We start from the raw sequence: 17,019 nt of genomic DNA on the forward strand, positions 1-17,019 counted from the left end.
ACTGGATATTTATTCTGAATTTCTTGTCGTCATTCCCACCTGTAGCTGACAATGTGTTGATCGTCACAATTTTGTGTCAGATACGCGGCATGGTGATGTCCATGGTCTGGATACGATACGCCACCTGGCGAGGTGTCATTCCCAGCAAGCGTGCCGCCTTCGCCTGTACCCATCCGGCTTTTTCCAGTGCGGCGATTAACCGCTGCCGTTCATCAAGGTTCTGATCGAGCCAGCTGTCTTCGCGTGGCGCGCTGACCATCAGCGGTTTCGGGGCGGCTTCCCGGTGATTAAACAGGATGACATCACGATCGATTAACCCGCTATCCGACATCACCGCCGAACGTTCGAGGCAGTTTTCCAGCTCGCGCACATTGCCCGGCCAGTTGTAGCTCATCAGCAGGCGGATAGCTCCCTCGCTGATGCGCAGCGTGCGGTTCTGGTTTTGCCCGATTTTGCGCACCAGAAAATGCGCCAGTTCGGCGATATCGTCCTGACGTTCCCGCAACGGCGGCAGGGCAATCGGCATCACATTCAGGCGGTAATACAGGTCTTCGCGAAAGTTACCGACGCGCACTTCTTCCTCAAGATTGCGGTTGGTCGCGGCAATGATGCGCACATTGACCTGCAGGGTTTCATCGCCACCGACGCGTTCCATTTCCCCTTCCTGCAATATCCGCAGCAGTTTGGCCTGAAAAGAGGCGCTGCTTTCGCCGATTTCATCAAGGAACAGCGTGCCGCCATCGGCCAGTTCAAATCGACCTTTGCGCTGGCGTACCGCGCCGGTAAAGGCCCCTTTCTCATGGCCGAAAAGTTCGCTCTCCAGCAGGGTATCGGGCAATGCTGCGCAGTTAAACTTCACGAACGGTGAGGCGGAGCGGGGGGAATTATGATGAATCGCATTGGCAATCAGCTCCTTACCTGTCCCACTTTCGCCACGTACCAGCACCGTGGTATCCCAGCGGGAAACCTGGCGAATAATCTCCAGCGTTTGCCGCATCGCCGGGCTTTTGCCCACCATATTGTCGAAGCCAAAATTGTGGGCAGGTACACAACTCCGCCCCCGCACCGGTTGAACCGGCGTATGGCGGGGCGCTGGCGTGGCGGGTGGCGTCATCAGGCGTACCGTCTGCGCCACCAGATTGGCGACCGTTTCCAGAAAACGGGTACAGGAGGGCAGACGCGTGTCGGTGCGCGCCATCGGTTGTGCTGCCAGCACTCCCAGCGGTTTCGAGTCCGGCCCCATCAGCGGCACAGCAATAAACGGCAGGTTATAGTCATACAGCCCCAGTCGATCGAGAAATCGCGGGTCATCCGCGAGGCGCGGCAACACCAGCGACTGGCCCTGCGCCAGCACCGTTCCCACCAGTCCTTCTCCGGCCCGATAACGAACCCTGGCGCTGTCGCTAAGCTGGGATATATCGGCCTCCGGCAACGCTTCGATCGTCAGCAATTCCTGCTGGCTATCGTACAGACAAATCATCCCGTGCTGCATAAAGGCATCGTTGTGCAGCACGTACAACACGTCCTGTAACGTCTGACCTATCTCAGTTGCCCGGCTGAGTACCACGCTAATGCGCTGCATGGCGGTAAATTGCTGGGACAGGTCAAAGCGCCAGACCGTGGTCTCTGATGGAGATTGCTGGGTCATTTGGAGCCTCCGGTCAGTGAAGCAAATAAGGGAAACCGCAGGGTCAGGCAAGAGCCTCCCTCGGACGGGGAGGTCAGTTCAATCGCACCATGGTGATGCGCCACCAGAGTCTGGATCAAACGCAGTTCCATGCCTTTGCCTGGCGCGTTTAACGCATCCGGTGCGTGGGTGTATTGCACATGTCTGAGTGGCACGTTGTCGCATAAGTAAAAAGCCAGCCAGCCCTCTTCTTCATGCGCATAGATCTGGGTTTGCAGGCTGAATGCAGGGAGCCCGGCCGCCAGGTCGAGCGTGCGATCCAGCCACAAACTCAGACAAGCGAGGATCTGGGTGCGCTGGCCGAAACATACCAGGTGTGGCGAGTCCTGGGTGACCTCCAGGCTGTCTCCCTGTTGATAGCGGGTATGGTACAGCGCGCGCAGGTCGGCAAAGAAATCATGCAGCGACCACAGGGCCGCGTGCTCCAGATCCAGCGAAGGCCGACAGCGTTGCAGTCGTGCCATCGCTTCTTCTCCCTCGTGCCAGGCGGAGTCGAGGGCCACGTTACTGTGGTCGGTACCGTTCAACCGTCGCGCGGCGGCCAGCATATTGATCGGGCAATTTAGCTGGATCAGCGCCGCATCGAGTGAGTCGCGGATCGCCGCCAGCAATTTGCCGCTAGTCATATGTTGTTTCAGGCGATCCAGCCGTCCCTGTTCCTGCTGCTGTTGTTGCTGGGTGTGATCGGTGATAACCACCAGCGTGCGCGTCAGGCTGTTATCCACAAAATAACGGCTGGCTTCCTCACTGACGCCCGGCAGCGTCCAGCAATTCACCCGCAGCCAGCGTACCGCGCCACACAGCATCACCGGGATCACCGCACCCTCGGCAAACTCTTTTTTACGGCGGGAGAAGTCCAGCTCTGTCAGCAGCTCTTTGCCACCACAATCGGCACATAAGGTTTTGTAGGTCAGGTTGTCCATCACCACCTGATCCTGTTCATCCACCACCACCACAGCGGCCGGGATATTATTCAGCACGGCTTCCGTCAGCGTCATTTGATTGCGCAGACGTTGTTCCAGCGCGTAGCCGGTGCTGATATCGCGCTGCATCGCCAGATAGTGTTCCAGCTCGCCGCAGGCATTGATCACCGGGGTGATATCGATTTCCACCAGAAACAGGCTACCATCGCGACGGCGGTTAATTAATTGTCCGCGCCACGGCTGACGCAGATGCAGGGTGCGCCACATATCGTCATAGATGATGCGCGGGGTTTGTTTGCTGGCCAGCAGGCGGGGATTTTGTTGCAGCAATTCATCCAGCGCATAACCGGTCTGACGGCAGAACGCCGGGTTAGCATAAATAATGCGTGCCTCGGCATCCGTCAGCGAGATGGCAATCGGTGCCTGTTCGACCATGGTCAGGAACAAACCGGGATGTTGCTGAGAAAGCCCTCGTGCAATGGCTTGCGGTTCAGCGGCATCCATCATCATGTGCTCAGTCATCGCACTCTCCGGATTTCAGGTTCGGTTGTGTCGCAGTTATGACAATTTGTCCCACCTGCCGACAGGGATCGCAGGCGGTGACGGTTCGAAATAACCATGCAAACTGTAAGCCTTAGGTGTGGACTACCCGCCTTAACCTTGATCCAGATCGGGATTTCACCGCTTTTCACCGCTTATTCCGCGCAGAATGCGCCAGTCACGCGCCCGTTGCTCACCGCAGACAGGCGAAAAAAGCATCACGCTGGTGCGCAGCGGCTCACTACAGTGCAACGTCGGCATGCCAGATAACTGGCACAGCATTCGCAATAACAAACGGACTGATACTTTCACTCCACAGGAGCGCGTTATGGCGAACGTCGGTATTTTTTTTGGCACAGACACGGGGAAAACCCGCAAGATTGCGAAGCTGATCCACAGGAAACTGGGGGATGTGGCGGATGCCCCGGTCAATATCAATCGTATCTCGCTGGAGACCTTTCTTTCCTACCCGGTGCTGGTACTGGGTACCCCCACGCTGGGCGATGGGCAATTGCCGGGAATGAATGCCGGTTGTGAGGAGGCATCATGGGGAGAGTTTATGGCACAGCTTGAGGGAACAAGCCTGAGCGGTAAAACCGTGGCTCTGTTCGGACTTGGCGACCAGGTTGGCTACCCGGATAACTTTGTCAGCGGCATGCGTCCGCTGTATGACACTCTGAAAAACTGTGGCGCACAGTTGATCGGCCAGTGGCCCAATCAGGGATATGAATTCACCACTTCGGCGTCGCTGGAAGAGGGGGCGTTTGTTGGCCTGGTGCTGGATCAGGACAATCAATATGACCTTACCGAGGAACGGCTTGATGCCTGGCTGGATACCATCAGACCAGTGATGGTGTAATCCGTCGCGCGAAAACGAAAACCAGGTCGGCATCAATGCCGCCCCAACAACTGTAGGGGGCGAGTTCATTCGCACCTGGTTAACCGTGCAAAACTCAATCAATTTTTTTTGAATTTTTTCAGCAAATCCCTCAGCTTTTACACTCCGGTCCGCAGGTTATTCTCTCTCACATCGGGGCAGCAACAGATGCCCCAGCAACTCCACCAGCACATGTGCGGCAAGATAAGATGTCACCCCGGTCGCCACATCCAGCTGCGGGTTAACCTCAACCAGATCTATCCCCACCACCTCCATTCGCCCGATCAGCGCCAGCAATGCCGCCATCAGTTCGTCATAGCGCATGCCATTTGGCTCGGCGGACGCACAACCGGGCACCAGCGCCATATCCAGCACATCAATATCAATGCTGATATAACATTTTTCACCTGCGGGAAGATGTTCAAACAGTTCCAGCGGCGAACGCTGGCGAAACTGTTGCTGGCTGATAATGGTGCTGCCCTGCGCCGTGGCGTCACTGAATTCAGAGGGACGCACCCTCAGGCTGCGAATTCCCACCTGAGTCAGACTTTGCACCTGGCTCAACGCCATAATGTGGCGAAAGGGCTGACCATTGCTGTAATGCACACCGTTAGTGACCGGGGCAAAATCCAGATGTGCATCGAACTGGACGACATGCAAGGGTTCCTGGATGCCACGAATCAGCGGCCATGACACGGAATGGTCACCACCGATGGCCAGCGGTATCGCCTGACGCTGGCGAATCAATTGCGTCATGGCGCTGATATTGTCATGAGTGCCGATCACGTTAGTCGGCAGCACATCCACATCCCCCACATCCACCAGGCGACCCTGGGTTATCACATCGGTGAGAAAGTGCTGCTGACGCGCAATATCGAAAAAACCGGTTGGTGCAAAACGCATCGAATGTTCGCGGATACTGCGTGGCGCAAATCGGCTGCCGGGCTGCCAGGGTGAACCTTCATCAAACGGCACGCCAAAGACCGCTACATCGGCATCCAGTTCGCTCAGGCTGGGGCAGTAATTGGCGCGCAGGAAGGTGGGAATGCCGGTAAATGCGCGGTTCAGGCGTTCGCTGCCGCGCAGATTAATACTCATGGTTTTCTCCTGCGGCCACCCGCACATGTTGCAACAACGCGCGGGTGCGGGGGTGTTGTGGGGCAGAGAACAGCTGCTGTGTCGTCCCCTGTTCCACAATCATCCCGTCTTCCATCACCACCAGGCGATCGGCCACCTCGCGGGCAAAATTCATCTCGTGCGTGACAATGATCATCGTCATGCCGTCCTGGGCCAGCTGTTTCATTACCTGCAACACTTCGGTGGTCAACTCGGGATCCAGCGCGGACGTCGGCTCATCAAACAGCATCACTTCTGGCTGCAATGCCAGAGCGCGGGCAATGGCAACACGCTGTTTTTGTCCGCCGGACAGGCTGGCATGCATCGCCTGGGCTTTGTGCGCCAGGCCTACTTTTTCCAGCAGTTGCATCGCCAGCTGCTGCGCAAACGCCCGGCCCTGCTTCAGTATTTTGTGTGGCCCGATCGCCACATTGTCGAGAATCGACAGATGAGGGAACAGGTTGAATGACTGGAAAACCATACCTGCCTGACGACGCAGGAGATTGAGATCCGGCTCGGCTAACATTTTCCCATTCTGCAACAGGTGCTGGCCGCACAGCCGGATGCTGCCCTGCTGCGCCACCTCCAGACCATTGCAGCAACGTAAAAACGTGCTTTTGCCCGAACCGCTCGGACCAATAATCACCACCACCTCACCGCGCGCCACTGACAGGCTGATGCCCTTCAGGACATGGTGCTGGTCAAAATATTTTTCGACGTTAACCGCCTCAATGATGGCTGGATTCATTGCACCATCCCTCCCGCCCGCAGCTTTTTCTCCGCCAGACGCAATAACAGCATGGTGCTGCTGGTCATCAGCAGGTAGATAAAGGCGATCACGATATACACCTCCAGTGAACGATAGGACACGCTGATCACTGTTTGCCCCTCATGCATCAGATCGTGGATGGTAACCAAAGACACCAGCGCCGAGTTTTTGGTTAGCGCAATAAACTCATTCGCCAGCGGCGGCACCATGCGCACCAGCGCCTGCGGCAGGATAATCAGCCGCATCGCCTGCGCACCGGACATGCCCATTGAACGCGCCGCTTCGGTTTGTCCGCGGTCGATGGACAGAATCGCACCCCGCACCAGCTCTGAAACGTAGGCGGCGGAATAACATCCGAGACCGATAATGCCGCAGACAAAGGCGGGAATGACAATATTGAAATAGGGCAGACCAAAGTAGAGGATAAACAGCTGCACCAGCAGCGGGGTACCACGCACGAAAACCACGTAGCTGTTGCAGAACCACCACACCAGCTTACGCTGGGGAGCAAGCCTCCCCAGACCGATTAAGGTTCCCAGACAACAACTGATCAGCAGGGCGCACAGGGTGACTTCAATCGTCACCCCGGCTCCTGAGAGCAGATCGCGCCAGGCGGCAAACGCGGGCGTAAAATCAAATTCGACCATGCTCACCCCGGCTTATTGCGCTGCGTTACCAAACCATTTTTTCTGCAACGCGTCATAAGTGCCGTTGGCTTTGATGGCTTTCAGCGCATCATTCAGCTGCTGACGCAACTCCGGTTCACGTTTGCTGACGGCGATACCGTACTCTTCATGGGTTACCGGCTCCGCCAGAATCTGCGTGGTGCCACGGGTTTTGCTGTACAACAGCGCCGCCGGTTTGCCGGTCACCACCGCATCAGCGCGGCCCGCTTCCAGCGCGTTAAACATCTCTTCGTTCTTTTCCACTTCTATCGTCTTTGCGGTCGGGAATTCATCAGCCATCACTTTGACCGATTTGGTTCCGACCTGCACCGCGACACGCTTACCCGCCAGATCCTGAGGGGTTTTGATCCGCGTATCGCCTTTTTTCACCATCACCACCAGGCCTGCAGCGAAATAAGGGTCGGTGAAATCCACCACTTTCTTGCGATCGTCAGTGATGTAAATGGCGGACAACACAATATCCTGACGACCGGCCAGTACAGACGGCACCATCGCCTTAAAATCCATGTCGGTATACACCAGCGGACGTCCCATCTGCTTTGACAGCGCAGCCGCTAAGTCCACATCGAAGCCGGTCCGCTGGTTGTTCTGGATAAACTCCATCGGCGGGAAGGTCGGGTCAATCGCCACGCGGATGGGTTCGGCGGCCTGAGATAACGAGGAAAACAAGAGCGCACTGAGCAGAAGTGAACGAAGAGTCATACGTCCTCCAAAAGATTAAACGTTGCTGTCGCAGTAGCCGGCGCGAATCGCCGCGCCAATTAAATTGAGCACCAGACGGCCTGCGGTCATGCAGGAAAGCTGGTGCACGTCTTTTGCGGGTTGAATTTCCACGATGTCCATGCCGACCACACGTCCTTTTTTCACTAATCCGTGGATCAGTTTCCGTGCCTGAACAAAGGTGACGCCGCCCGGTGAAGGGCCTGCCACCGCGGGCATCACCGCAGGATCAAAACCGTCCGCGTCGATGGTCAGGTAATAACGGCCACCGTCCGGGATTTGCTCCAGCACCGCGTCCATGCCGCGATCGTGCAACTCATACGCGGTAATGATTTTGGCCCCCCATTCACGGGCGTAATCGGCTTCTTCCTGACGTGCGCTGCCTGAGGCACGCATGCCAATCTGAATGATGTCTTTTACAAACGGCAGCTCCGACGCACGACGCATCGGGCTGGATAAACCATCACGCACGCCATTGACCTCATCACGCCAGTCAAGATGCGCATCAAGATGGACGATGGTGATTGGCCCCTGGTCGTCAAAGGCACGCAGAATCGGGTTGGTAATACCGTGGTCACCGCCTAAAACGATGGGGATGGCTCCCGCCGCGAGAATTTTGCGTACCGCCTGTTCTGCACGGACGAAATGACCACGCGGATCGTTAAGGTCAGCAGGCACGTCACCACAATCGACAAAGCGGACATCATCCCGTCCCTGTAACAGCGGGCCATCAATATCAAAGTCATAGCGCTCAGGACCGCGGATCACCCGGTCAGACGCCTGACGAATGGCGGTGGGTGCACGTACCTGGTCGTTGTTGTAGTCCTGCGGGGTGTAGGCAGCGCCATAAGGCATGCCCAGTACGGCAAAATGTGCTTGCAAATTATCGAGATCGAGGGCTAATTCGGAAAACAGCAGTGATTTATGATTAGTTTGCGGTGGCACTGTTAACGGTAAAGACATAATGATTTCCTGGTATTGGCGAAATACGAACTGAGGCGAGTGTAGGGAGGCGTCTTCACCAGGAAAACTGATCTTATTTGCAATCACGGTTACGGAAACAGCAACCATGAAACCCCGGACACTGAACGAAAAAGATTTACGCGCCCTGAGGATATTCTGCGTTGTGGCGCAATCTGGCGGATTTTCTGCTGCTGAAAAATCTCTCAATATGACCAAAGCGACCATCAGTCGTCAGATTAAATCGATTGAAGAAACGCTCGGCACCGCGCTCTGTACACGCGGACCAAAAGGTTTCGAACTGACGGCGGCGGGTGAGTCGGCATTGCTTTATGCGCGTGAAGCGCTCGGTGCACTGGATCGCATCTTCCCGGCGATGGATGCCAGCCGGGGCGTGATTTCAGGGCCGCTGGTGATGGGGATCACCGATAATGTGATCAGCCACAGTGCCTCACATCTGCAACAGGCCTTGCGCGCGCTGCGCCAGCGGGCACCACAGGTGCAGCTGTCACTTAGCGTGATGACGGCATCGCAACTGATTCAGGCCCTGCTCGACAGAAGGCTGGATATTGCCATTAAAGGGGTGATGGATTATCAGAAAACACCTTCGCTGCATTACGCCGAGTTATTTGCCGAGTCGCATGGCCTGTACACCCTGGCGGGTCATGAACTGCGTGCCCGACAGCTGCCGCTGGTGTACCGGGCGCAGCAACCCTTCGTTGAGGACGCGCTGGCCCGGCTGCACCTGAGCCGGGGCCCCGAAGCGGTCGGTATCGAAGCGGTGGCGATGTTGATTGCCGCCGGAGATGTGGTGGGGATTCTGCCGCATCATTATGCGCAACTGATGCAGGCGTGTATCCCTCTGGTGAAGGTGCCGGATTCACCGACATGGACCGTGACCCACTATGCGGTCACGCACGCCGCCTATCCGCAATCACCGGCAGCGGAACAAATGATTGCTGAACTGCGCCGTGCGCAGCATATTCTGTAAACGCCCGGACGGGGGCTGCCAGTGGCTTTTATTATGACTGGCGCGGCTTCCTGCGGTGGTTTCATCAAAAATTCATATCAGCATCTGCTGCAGCCATTGCCGCTGCCAGCGTTGCTGATTGGTTTTTGCCCACCGTTGTTGCGGCGCAATGTATTGCGCATTTATCATTCAATTTTTTTGAATTATTTCAGCAAATCCCTCAGCTTTTACTCGCCGCTCCGCAGGTCTATTCTCTCTCACATCGGGGCACAACACCCCACCCACTAAAAATTATCTCTGAGGAAATGACCATGAAATCTATCAAAACTTTCGTTGCAGTTGCGGCCCTGTCACTGGTTTCTTTCGGCAGCTTCGCACAGAGCATCACCGCTTCCGCTTCAACCCTGGATGGTGCAGAAGCCAAAATCGCTGCTCAGGCTAAACAGGCCGGTGCCTCTTACAAAATCACCGGTGCACGCGTCGATAACGGTGCTTACCTGTCAGCTGAACTGTCCAAATAATTGAACTACGCGGGAAGTAATGATTAGCCAGATCACAATGATCGCACTAATTATCAATCATGAAACAATAACTATGGTTATTATTACTTCCATCGAAGGCACACAGCCTTCCACCCAAACAAATTAAGGATTAAGACCATGAAAACTATCAAAGCAATGTCCATCGCCGCTGTCGCTGCTCTTTCACTGATGTCATTTGGCAGCTTTGCTCAGAGCATCTCCGTCACCTCCTCAACTCTGGACGGTGCGGAAGCGAAAATCGCCGCTCAGGCAGCACAGCAGGGTGCGCAGTACAAAATTACCGAAGCGAACACCAATAACCGTGTTCACATGACCGCAGAACTGTACAAATAACGGATGGTCGTACAGGGAAGTGCCGGAAAAGGTCGCCGCAAGGCGGCCTTTTTCGTCTGTTTGACCCGTCCTGACGGCCAGAGCGGGTCATCGTCTCCCCTATTCGGCTCTGTTTAAGCGTCTGGTTTCGAAAAAATTATTCCGCGCTGCGTTTCATCATAAATTCATATCAGTATCTGCTTCAGCCATTGCCGCTGCCAGCGTTGCTGGTTCTGCTGGTGCAGCAGAGACCGAACCTGCGCCAAAGCCGCTTCCCGTTCCATCGGCGCAGGAGGGCGAATCAGTTCACACCACAGCAAATGCCAGCCCAGAGCAGTTTCTATCGGCGGGCTCACGCCGTTGGGCTTCATCTGAAACAGCACGCGGTCCAGCTCGGGGAAGAGCAAGCCCCGGCTGATCCAGCCCATCCGTCCCCCCTCCAGTGCACTCGGGCAATGGGAATAGCGTTGCGCAAGGGTGCTGAAGGCCTGACGAGATGCGCTTATCTGCTGGTGGAATTGCTGGATCTGGCGCTGGATCGCCGCACCATCATTCTCCGTGGTCAGCAACAGATGCCAGCTCAGGCGCTGTTCCGGGCGCATAAATTTTTCCTGATGATCCTGATACCAGGCCAGCACCTGGAAATCATCCGGCGCGGGGGCCTGTGCGGCTACGCGCTCCAGCTGCATTTCCATGCGGGCGTGGTGGCGGATGATGGAAGCCCGCTCATCATCACTAAAAAGCTGCTGTGACAGGGCAGCATTAAGTGACATTGTCACGCTATCGATAACCTTTTCCGGGATGAAATCATCACCCGTTTCCCTGACCACGGCGTATTCCAGCTGTCGCTGGCGCTGCCACAGCCGGTTAAACTCCGCCTGTTGATCGGCGGGGACCGACTCCGGCTGGCACTGCCAGCGCGACTGACTAAGCTGTTGCCGGGAAAAACGTTCCCAAAGTTCAGCCACGCGTGTTATTCCCCCAGCAGCCTGATGGCGCTGGCGGGCACCTGAAACCAGCGTTCACCAAACATTACCGTGTAAATTTCACCATTTTCTCCCTGGTCGGTACGCTCAATGCGTCCGCGTTCACCTGCCCGGACCACCACCTTGCCGTCAGAAGTGAGGATATGGCGTGAGGTGACGCTGTCACCAAACTGAAAATGACCGGCATGCCAGGCTGCCGCTGCGCTGATAATTTCCGGCTCCCGGCAACCGACAATCATGTCGGTATCGAGGAAATGAACCTGATAAATCAGTTGGTCGATCAGGAAGGTACCGCATCCCCGCACAAAGCCAGTACTGCCGCGCCGCACCAGCAATTCACCGGTGGCGTAGCCATACATGGTGCCGTCATTTCGGATCGCGCGGATCACCCTGACTTCGTCTCCTAACGCAAACTTTGCTCTCATGTCTGGCTCCCGTGCAGATGATGCTGATAGCTTTCCGTCAGCAAACGTCGCGCCAGCAGCCAGGGGCCACGCGGCTCCACTTCCAGATGGTTTTGCAGAGGCACGTTGTCGCGCAGTCGCTGGTGAAAATCGCGTAACACCGGCAGGCAGCAGGGTTTCAGTCGTGCGGCATCGTAATCAACGGCAAAGAACTCGAAAAAGGATTCCGCCGTATCGAGTGCCTCGACTCCGGGGATTTGATAAAACCATTGCATATTAACCCCTTAGTGTCTGGGCGGTTTCTCCACAAAGCTGGTCATAAATGGCGATCAGTTCGTAATCCTGCGGGATGCGTTTCCAGCTTTCGGCGAAACGGCGGATGGCGGGCAGGATCAGGTCAATCTGCAAGGTGTCGAGGCGGTAGCCCATTTTGCTGAACACCCCGTCCACCGCCTGACGCCCGGAATGCTTACCCAGCACCAGGCGATACTCGCGTCCCACCAGTTCGGGATCGATGGCCTGATAACTCTCGCGATCGTGCAGCAGTGCGGCGACATGGACGCCGGATTCATGGGTAAAAACCTGGTCGCCCACCAGCGGGTGCTGGACATCAATGATGCGTTGCGCAGCCACCGCCACCGACTGACACAGCGCTGGAAGCATGCGGAAATTGACGCCGCAGTCTATGTCCAGACAACGACTGAGGCCCAGCGCCACCGTCTCCAGGGCAGCATTGCCTGCCCGCTCGCCCAGTCCCAGCACCGTGGTGTTGACGCTGGTGGCACCGGCCTGCACCGCAGCCAGTGTGTTGGCGGTTGCCAGCCCCAGATCGTCATGGGCATGCATTTCGATCTCACCGGGCCAGAAGCTGCGCAAGGTGGTGATACGCGCGGCGGTGGTGAAGGGATCGAGTATGCCGAGCGTGTCGGCAAAGCGTAACCGCTGCGCACCGGCTTCCTGCGCGGCTTGCGCCACCAGCCGCAAATCCTCATCGCTGGATCGTGAGGCATCTTCACAACCGACACACACCTGCATACCAAGTAAGCGGGCGAAGCGAATCAATTCAGCCAGCCTCGGCAGCAGCACCGGCAGAGGCTCACGCAATTTGTACTGGCGCAGCTTCTCTGACGTTGGCAGGGAGATATCGACCCAGTTCATCCCGAGATCGGCACTCTGGCGGATTTCCTCACGGTTCATCCGGCACCAGGTCATTAAGGTGGCATCCGGCAGGTGACGGCGCACCAGCTGAATGCGGGTGCGTTCCTCCTCACCCATGGCAGGCGTGCCGACCTCCAGCGCCGTGACGCCCGCGTCAAACAGCGCCTGAGCAATAGCGATTTTTTCACTGGCGCGAAACGCGACGCCGGGACTCTGCTCCCCGTCCCGCAGCGTAGTATCGTTAATCAACACCCTGGACATCATCGGTTCCTTCTTAGCCGTAGATCGGCATAAATGAAGCCTGTTGCTGAACTGGCTTACCATCCTGCCAGTAAGGTGACAGCAGGCGCAGACGGGCAATAATCGATGGCAGCGTCTGGATGACGTACTCGATCTCTTTTTCCCGCGTATAACGCGACAGGGAAAAACGGATGCTGCCGTGCGCCGCCGTATAGGGGATGTCCATCGCCCGCATCACATGGGAGGGTTCCAGCGATCCCGATGTGCAGGCGCTGCCGCTGGAGGCGGCAATCCCGGCCTGATTCAGCAGCAACAAAATGGCTTCCCCTTCGATAAACTCAAACGCGATATTAACGGTGCCGGGAACGCGTGGCTGATTGCCACCCATCACCTTCACCGAGGGAATCTGTGCCAGCACGCCTTCCTGTAATGTGTCGCGCAGCTGGGCAATGCTGCTCATACCGGGTAAATGCACCTGCGCCAGTTCACAGGCCATCCCCATCCCGACAATACCGGCGATATTTTCCGTGCCCGCACGCCGACCGCGCTCCTGATGCCCGCCGCGCAATAGCGGGCGAAAGCGGGTGCCGCGCCGCAGATAAAGGCAACCCACCCCTTTCGGGCCATGCAACTTGTGGGCTGAACAGGAGAGCATATCGATGCTGCTCTGCCCGATGGACAGCGGGATCTTTCCGGTAACCTGAACCGCATCGCAGTGAAATAACGCGCCGTATTCATGGGCCAGCCCGGCCATTTCCTCCACCGGAAACATCACACCGGTTTCGTTGTTGGCCCACATCACGCTCACCAGCGCCACCCGGTCACTCAGCGCCTGGCGATACTGTGCCATATCCAGCGCACCATCACTGTCTACCGCCAGCCGGTGAATAACGTATCCCTGGCGCTCAAGATGCTCACACACTTCAAGGGTGGCAGGGTGTTCCACGGCAGTGGTGATAATCTCCCGTCGGTCCGGCTGCGCTTCGATAGCGCTATGCAGCGCGGTGGAGGTGGCTTCGGTGGCGCAGGAGGTGAAAATAATTTCACTGCCGTGCTCCGCACCAAGCAGTGCCGCCACCTGCTGATGTGCGCGTTCTAATGCCGCGCGCGATGGTGTACCAAAATCGTGGATCGAGGATGGATTTCCGTAGTACTCGGTGAGGAAAGGCATCATCGCCTCAAGTACCATCGGGTCAATACGGGTGGTGGCGTTGTTATCCAGATAAACCTGTTTCATTGGCATGTTCCTCCTGTGAGTCACGACGGTCTAAGCCGCCACCACTTCCATATAACAACCGGTACGTTCCATCAGCTTTTGCTGCAACCAGGCCAGCGTCATATCGGTCATCATGCAGCCGCTGCAACTGCCCGCCAGGCTGACGGTGACGGTGTGATTGGCGACATCAACCAGTGACATATCGCCACCGTCGGCCTGGATAAACGGGCGCAATTCGGTGATGGTTTCCATCACCTCCTGCCAGTGGGGATCTTTTGCAGTGCTGACCGGGGCGGCGACCTGCGGGGCGTTAGCCAGTATGTTGGCCAGGGCCAGCTCAATCTTTTCATGGCAGGAGGTACAGCCGCCGCCCGCTTTGGTGTAGTTGATCACCTCTTCCAGCGTGGTCAGGCCGTTGGTGAGTACCGCGCGGCGGATGTGTCCCTCATCGACGCCGAAACATTTACAGATCAGCGCGCCTTCCTCATGGTCATCGTCGAGACTCAGGCCGCGATAGTTAGCGATGGCGGCATGCAGCGCTTCCTGGCCCATCACCGAACAATGCATTTTCTGCGGCGGCAGTCCGTCGAGATAATCGGCGATTTGCTGATTGGTGACCTGTTCCGCTTCGGACAGGGTGCGCCCGATAATCAGCTCGGTCAGGGCGGAAGACGAGGCGATGGCGCTGCCACAGCCAAAGGTCTGAAATCCGGCCTCAAGGATGGTTTCATTTTCCGGATCAACCCGCAGCATCAGCCGCAGGGCGTCGCCGCAGCTCAGCGATCCCACGTCACCCACCGCGTTAGCGTCATCGACCACACGGGCATTACGGGGATTAAAAAAATGGTCTTTCACCTTCTCGGAATAATTCCACATGCTCTCAGCTCCCAGTACTCAGACGGAAAGCGCCTTGGCGCATCTCCCCGCAGCAATCAACAGCGGGATAACAGAACCAAGCAAAAGCAGTACCAGAAGTGGAAAGTGTTAATATTCAAATGGATAGTGGGTTGTGGTAATAAAAAACCGCGCCCTGTGTCGCGGTTGCGTGTGAGGTTTGTCACAGTTGTGTCAGAGAAACGACTAGCGATCGTCTTTATCCTGCCATTCGTGTTCTTGCAGTAGCTGAGTGAAGCGATCCGGATTGCGCTGACGCTGCTGTTTACGTTGTTCTTTGTCGTACCAGTAATGTTGGATCTCCTGCAACAGCGCGCTGACCGACGTATTGGCCGGTACCCGCACCGCACGTACGCCAGTCTTTAATAACTGGCTGAACACCCTCTCACCAATCGCCACGCAATACAGGGTGACGCAGTCCTCCAGCGCGTTGATGCGGTAACTTATTTTCTCCTCCTGATGCCCATTGAATACGGAAAAGTCGGCCACCCGCAGCAGCATGGCGTCATCCTGTTTCACCCCGTATACCACCAGCCGCGGAGTGGCACCAAAGTGTTGATCGACGTGGCGGCAATCCGAACTGGCAAATGCCACTTTCATTGGCCACTCTTCCGCGCAGATGGTGCTGAACTGCCGGTTAACATGTTGCATGCTGATCCCCCTGGCTGAATTGCTGACGCAAGGGAGATCGCCAGGCGGGGAGGGTGTGATGGTGCTGACTCATCACATTCGCCAGCTCAAACAGGGTATCGCGCATGCCCATATAGCCCTGACGTACGCGGCGAAATTCTCCCAGCCGGTCATAGATCGGGAAACCGGCGCGAATCAGGGGAATGTTCATCTGTTGCGCCAGATGCGCCGCGTGGGAATTGGCTACCAGCAGTGCCGCCGGGTTGTCGTGCAGCAGGTCCTGCATATCTTCCAGATCGCCGATCACCACTTTTCCGACCGGCAAGCGACTGAGTCCGCGCTGGCTCACCGGGGCAATCAGCGGGCCAGGCACCATGCCCTGGCTGGCGGCAAAATCACACCAGGCGGCCAGCAAATCCCCTTCCGCCGCCATCGCTACCGGCACCCCCTGCAACCACATATGACAATCGATCATCGCATCCTGTAGCTGCCCGCGCTGACGTTCAATCCAGCCAGGCACGTTGCGACCGGAGATGACTTTCAGCTGATGGATAAACCGGTCACAGGTTTCCAGCGTCATCAGGTGCGGCAAGGCGATCACCTCACCACGGCTGCGCTGGGCCAGCAGGGTGGAGGCATGTCCCAGCGACACCCCGATAGCCAGGGTGCATAAACTCTGACCCATCTGCTCGATCTGGGCCAGCGGCGTGCCGCCCTGGGTGACCGGCGAGAAATCACCGCTCGCCAGATGTCCATCAAGCGATAACGACAGGTCCGGCACTATCACCGGCTGTAAACCGAAGGCTTCCACATAGCTGCGCAGCAACTCGATATCGCCTGGGGTGAGCAGATGGCTGAGCAACAAATTGACGCGGCGGTTACGCCCGGCGGGCAGCGGTTTTTCCGGTATCCATTGCTCGATCATGCTTTCCAGCACCGCGCTGAAGCCATTTTCCAGCGAGCCATAAAAGTCAGGCGTGTTAACGGTTAACAACGCCACGTTTTTATAACGTGGTGACGCCTCGCGAAACTGACGCACCACGCGTGTGATATCGCTGCCCTGAGCCTCAGACAACCCGGTACTCAGCAGCACAATGGCTTTCGGGTTATTGCGCTGACACAGGGTGTTGAGCGCGGTAATGATATTGTCGTCGGACCCCATGATGGTGGACATCGGGTCCATTGCGGTGGATTGCAGTGGGATCGGATCGTGAAAATGCTGGATAAAAAACACCTTAGCGAAGGCGCTACAGCCCTGCGCGCCATGAACCAGCGGGATGCAGTGCTCAAAACCCATGCTGGCAAGGATGGCCCCCAGCGGTTGTCCGCTTTTCACCGGGCTGACGGCCAGCGGTTTTTTAGAACGAATGATTTCAGCCATAACCTGCT

General features: G+C 56.8%; 20 protein-coding genes. 5 read left to right on the forward strand and 15 right to left on the reverse strand.

The features are described from left to right. Positions 1-76 precede the first annotated feature (76 nt). A complete protein-coding gene (gene nifA / locus HA50_RS22340) occupies positions 77-1,648 on the reverse strand; it encodes a nif-specific transcriptional activator NifA (protein WP_084879041.1) in 1,572 nt (523 codons plus the stop codon). Continuing rightward, positions 1,645-3,132, reverse strand: coding sequence for a nitrogen fixation negative regulator NifL (nifL, locus tag HA50_RS22345; protein ID WP_084879042.1), 1,488 nt, complete (start codon positions 3,130-3,132; stop codon positions 1,645-1,647). Before nifL ends, nifA begins: the two co-directional genes overlap by 4 nt. Positions 3,133-3,478: 346 nt before the next feature. Between nifL and HA50_RS22350 the strand changes: the two genes are divergently transcribed. Then, positions 3,479-4,009 (forward strand): flavodoxin, encoded by a 531-nt coding sequence (locus HA50_RS22350; protein WP_084880137.1) that lies wholly within the window; start codon positions 3,479-3,481, stop codon positions 4,007-4,009. A 156-nt stretch (positions 4,010-4,165) separates the two neighbouring features. Here HA50_RS22350 and HA50_RS22355 read toward each other — a convergent pair whose 3' ends face one another. The 5 genes from HA50_RS22355 to HA50_RS22375 are packed head-to-tail and all read right to left on the reverse strand — an operon-like array spanning position 4,166 to position 8,281. Then, entirely contained in the window at positions 4,166-5,125 is a 960-nt protein-coding gene (locus tag HA50_RS22355) for an agmatinase (RefSeq protein WP_084879043.1), read from the reverse strand. After that, positions 5,115-5,879, reverse strand: coding sequence for an amino acid ABC transporter ATP-binding protein (locus HA50_RS22360; RefSeq protein ID WP_208617351.1), 765 nt, complete (start codon positions 5,877-5,879; stop codon positions 5,115-5,117). The genes HA50_RS22355 and HA50_RS22360 overlap by 11 nt, the downstream gene beginning before the upstream one ends. Before the next feature lie 8 nt (positions 5,880-5,887). Continuing rightward, complete coding sequence (locus HA50_RS22365) at positions 5,888-6,559, reverse strand: amino acid ABC transporter permease (protein ID WP_084879045.1); 672 nt, start codon at positions 6,557-6,559, stop codon at positions 5,888-5,890. Between the two features lie 12 nt (positions 6,560-6,571). Then, entirely contained in the window at positions 6,572-7,300 is a 729-nt protein-coding gene (locus HA50_RS22370) for a transporter substrate-binding domain-containing protein (protein WP_084879046.1), read from the reverse strand. 15 nt (positions 7,301-7,315) lie between these two features. Beyond that, the gene (locus HA50_RS22375) at positions 7,316-8,281 is read right to left on the reverse strand and encodes an agmatinase (protein ID WP_084879047.1); all 966 of its coding nucleotides are present in this window, start codon (positions 8,279-8,281) and stop codon (positions 7,316-7,318) included. A 106-nt stretch (positions 8,282-8,387) separates the two neighbouring features. Here HA50_RS22375 and HA50_RS22380 point away from each other — a divergent pair, with 106 nt between their 5' ends. The 4 genes from HA50_RS22380 (at position 8,388) to HA50_RS22395 (ending at position 10,123) form a co-directional block, all read left to right on the forward strand. Continuing rightward, positions 8,388-9,269 carry a LysR family transcriptional regulator gene (locus HA50_RS22380; protein WP_084879048.1) on the forward strand — a complete coding sequence of 294 codons (882 nt, stop codon included), beginning with the start codon at positions 8,388-8,390 and terminating at the stop codon, positions 9,267-9,269. Positions 9,270-9,290: 21 nt separating this feature from the next. Continuing rightward, complete coding sequence (locus tag HA50_RS22385) at positions 9,291-9,536, forward strand: hypothetical protein (protein WP_084879049.1); 246 nt, start codon at positions 9,291-9,293, stop codon at positions 9,534-9,536. Between the two features lie 23 nt (positions 9,537-9,559). Continuing rightward, positions 9,560-9,769, forward strand: a complete 210-nt coding sequence (locus HA50_RS22390; RefSeq protein ID WP_084879050.1) for a YdgH/BhsA/McbA-like domain containing protein — start codon at positions 9,560-9,562, stop codon at positions 9,767-9,769. A gap of 138 nt (positions 9,770-9,907) precedes the next feature. Further along, a complete protein-coding gene (locus HA50_RS22395; RefSeq protein ID WP_084878987.1) occupies positions 9,908-10,123 on the forward strand; it encodes a YdgH/BhsA/McbA-like domain containing protein in 216 nt (71 codons plus the stop codon). Between the two features lie 164 nt (positions 10,124-10,287). On the opposite strand, the gene nifM is transcribed toward HA50_RS22395, so the two are convergent. The 8 genes from nifM to nifN all read right to left on the reverse strand — a co-directional run bounded on the left by nifM (position 10,288) and on the right by nifN (position 17,011). Next, complete coding sequence (nifM, locus tag HA50_RS22400) at positions 10,288-11,070, reverse strand: nitrogen fixation protein NifM (protein WP_084879051.1); 783 nt, start codon at positions 11,068-11,070, stop codon at positions 10,288-10,290. Positions 11,071-11,075: 5 nt separating this feature from the next. Continuing rightward, on the reverse strand, positions 11,076-11,513 hold the full coding sequence (locus tag HA50_RS22405) for a nitrogen fixation protein NifZ (RefSeq protein WP_084879052.1): 438 nt from the start codon (positions 11,511-11,513) through the stop codon (positions 11,076-11,078). Then, a complete protein-coding gene (locus HA50_RS22410; RefSeq protein ID WP_084879053.1) occupies positions 11,510-11,767 on the reverse strand; it encodes a nitrogenase-stabilizing/protective protein NifW in 258 nt (85 codons plus the stop codon). The genes HA50_RS22405 and HA50_RS22410 overlap by 4 nt, the downstream gene beginning before the upstream one ends. 1 nt (position 11,768) lies before the next feature. Further along, positions 11,769-12,911, reverse strand: coding sequence for a homocitrate synthase (gene nifV, locus HA50_RS22415; protein ID WP_084879054.1), 1,143 nt, complete (start codon positions 12,909-12,911; stop codon positions 11,769-11,771). Positions 12,912-12,924: 13 nt separating this feature from the next. Next, positions 12,925-14,127, reverse strand: a complete 1,203-nt coding sequence (nifS, locus tag HA50_RS22420; protein ID WP_084879055.1) for a cysteine desulfurase NifS — start codon at positions 14,125-14,127, stop codon at positions 12,925-12,927. 30 nt (positions 14,128-14,157) lie between these two features. Beyond that, complete coding sequence (nifU, locus tag HA50_RS22425; RefSeq protein ID WP_084879056.1) at positions 14,158-14,982, reverse strand: Fe-S cluster assembly protein NifU; 825 nt, start codon at positions 14,980-14,982, stop codon at positions 14,158-14,160. Between the two features lie 204 nt (positions 14,983-15,186). Further along, positions 15,187-15,651 (reverse strand): NifB/NifX family molybdenum-iron cluster-binding protein, encoded by a 465-nt coding sequence (locus HA50_RS22430; RefSeq protein ID WP_084879057.1) that lies wholly within the window; start codon positions 15,649-15,651, stop codon positions 15,187-15,189. Then, the gene (gene nifN / locus HA50_RS22435; RefSeq protein WP_084879058.1) at positions 15,638-17,011 is read right to left on the reverse strand and encodes a nitrogenase iron-molybdenum cofactor biosynthesis protein NifN; all 1,374 of its coding nucleotides are present in this window, start codon (positions 17,009-17,011) and stop codon (positions 15,638-15,640) included. The genes HA50_RS22430 and nifN overlap by 14 nt, the downstream gene beginning before the upstream one ends. Positions 17,012-17,019 lie beyond the last annotated feature (8 nt).

The organism is Pantoea cypripedii (assembly GCF_002095535.1).
Taxonomy (GTDB): Bacteria; Pseudomonadota; Gammaproteobacteria; order Enterobacterales; family Enterobacteriaceae; genus Pantoea; species Pantoea cypripedii.

Bases quoted from the DNA above. Each gene is read 5' to 3' on its own strand.
- HA50_RS22365 (WP_084879045.1), bottom strand. From the start codon at position 6,559: ATGGTCGAATTTGATTTTACGCCCGCGTTTGCCGCCTGGCGCGATCTG.
- HA50_RS22395 (WP_084878987.1), top strand. From the start codon at position 9,908: ATGAAAACTATCAAAGCAATGTCCATCGCCGCTGTCGCTGCTCTTTCA.
- nifS (WP_084879055.1), bottom strand. From the start codon at position 14,127: ATGAAACAGGTTTATCTGGATAACAACGCCACCACCCGTATTGACCCG.
- HA50_RS22370 (WP_084879046.1), bottom strand. From the start codon at position 7,300: ATGACTCTTCGTTCACTTCTGCTCAGTGCGCTCTTGTTTTCCTCGTTA.
- HA50_RS22380 (WP_084879048.1), top strand. From the start codon at position 8,388: ATGAAACCCCGGACACTGAACGAAAAAGATTTACGCGCCCTGAGGATA.
- nifL (WP_084879042.1), bottom strand. From the start codon at position 3,132: ATGACTGAGCACATGATGATGGATGCCGCTGAACCGCAAGCCATTGCA.
- HA50_RS22350 (WP_084880137.1), top strand. From the start codon at position 3,479: ATGGCGAACGTCGGTATTTTTTTTGGCACAGACACGGGGAAAACCCGC.
- HA50_RS22410 (WP_084879053.1), bottom strand. From the start codon at position 11,767: ATGCAATGGTTTTATCAAATCCCCGGAGTCGAGGCACTCGATACGGCG.
- nifA (WP_084879041.1), bottom strand. From the start codon at position 1,648: ATGACCCAGCAATCTCCATCAGAGACCACGGTCTGGCGCTTTGACCTG.
- HA50_RS22405 (WP_084879052.1), bottom strand. From the start codon at position 11,513: ATGAGAGCAAAGTTTGCGTTAGGAGACGAAGTCAGGGTGATCCGCGCG.
- nifU (WP_084879056.1), bottom strand. From the start codon at position 14,982: ATGTGGAATTATTCCGAGAAGGTGAAAGACCATTTTTTTAATCCCCGT.
- HA50_RS22355 (WP_084879043.1), bottom strand. From the start codon at position 5,125: ATGAGTATTAATCTGCGCGGCAGCGAACGCCTGAACCGCGCATTTACC.
- nifV (WP_084879054.1), bottom strand. From the start codon at position 12,911: ATGTCCAGGGTGTTGATTAACGATACTACGCTGCGGGACGGGGAGCAG.
- HA50_RS22375 (WP_084879047.1), bottom strand. From the start codon at position 8,281: ATGTCTTTACCGTTAACAGTGCCACCGCAAACTAATCATAAATCACTG.
- HA50_RS22390 (WP_084879050.1), top strand. From the start codon at position 9,560: ATGAAATCTATCAAAACTTTCGTTGCAGTTGCGGCCCTGTCACTGGTT.
- HA50_RS22430 (WP_084879057.1), bottom strand. From the start codon at position 15,651: ATGCAACATGTTAACCGGCAGTTCAGCACCATCTGCGCGGAAGAGTGG.
- nifN (WP_084879058.1), bottom strand. From the start codon at position 17,011: ATGGCTGAAATCATTCGTTCTAAAAAACCGCTGGCCGTCAGCCCGGTG.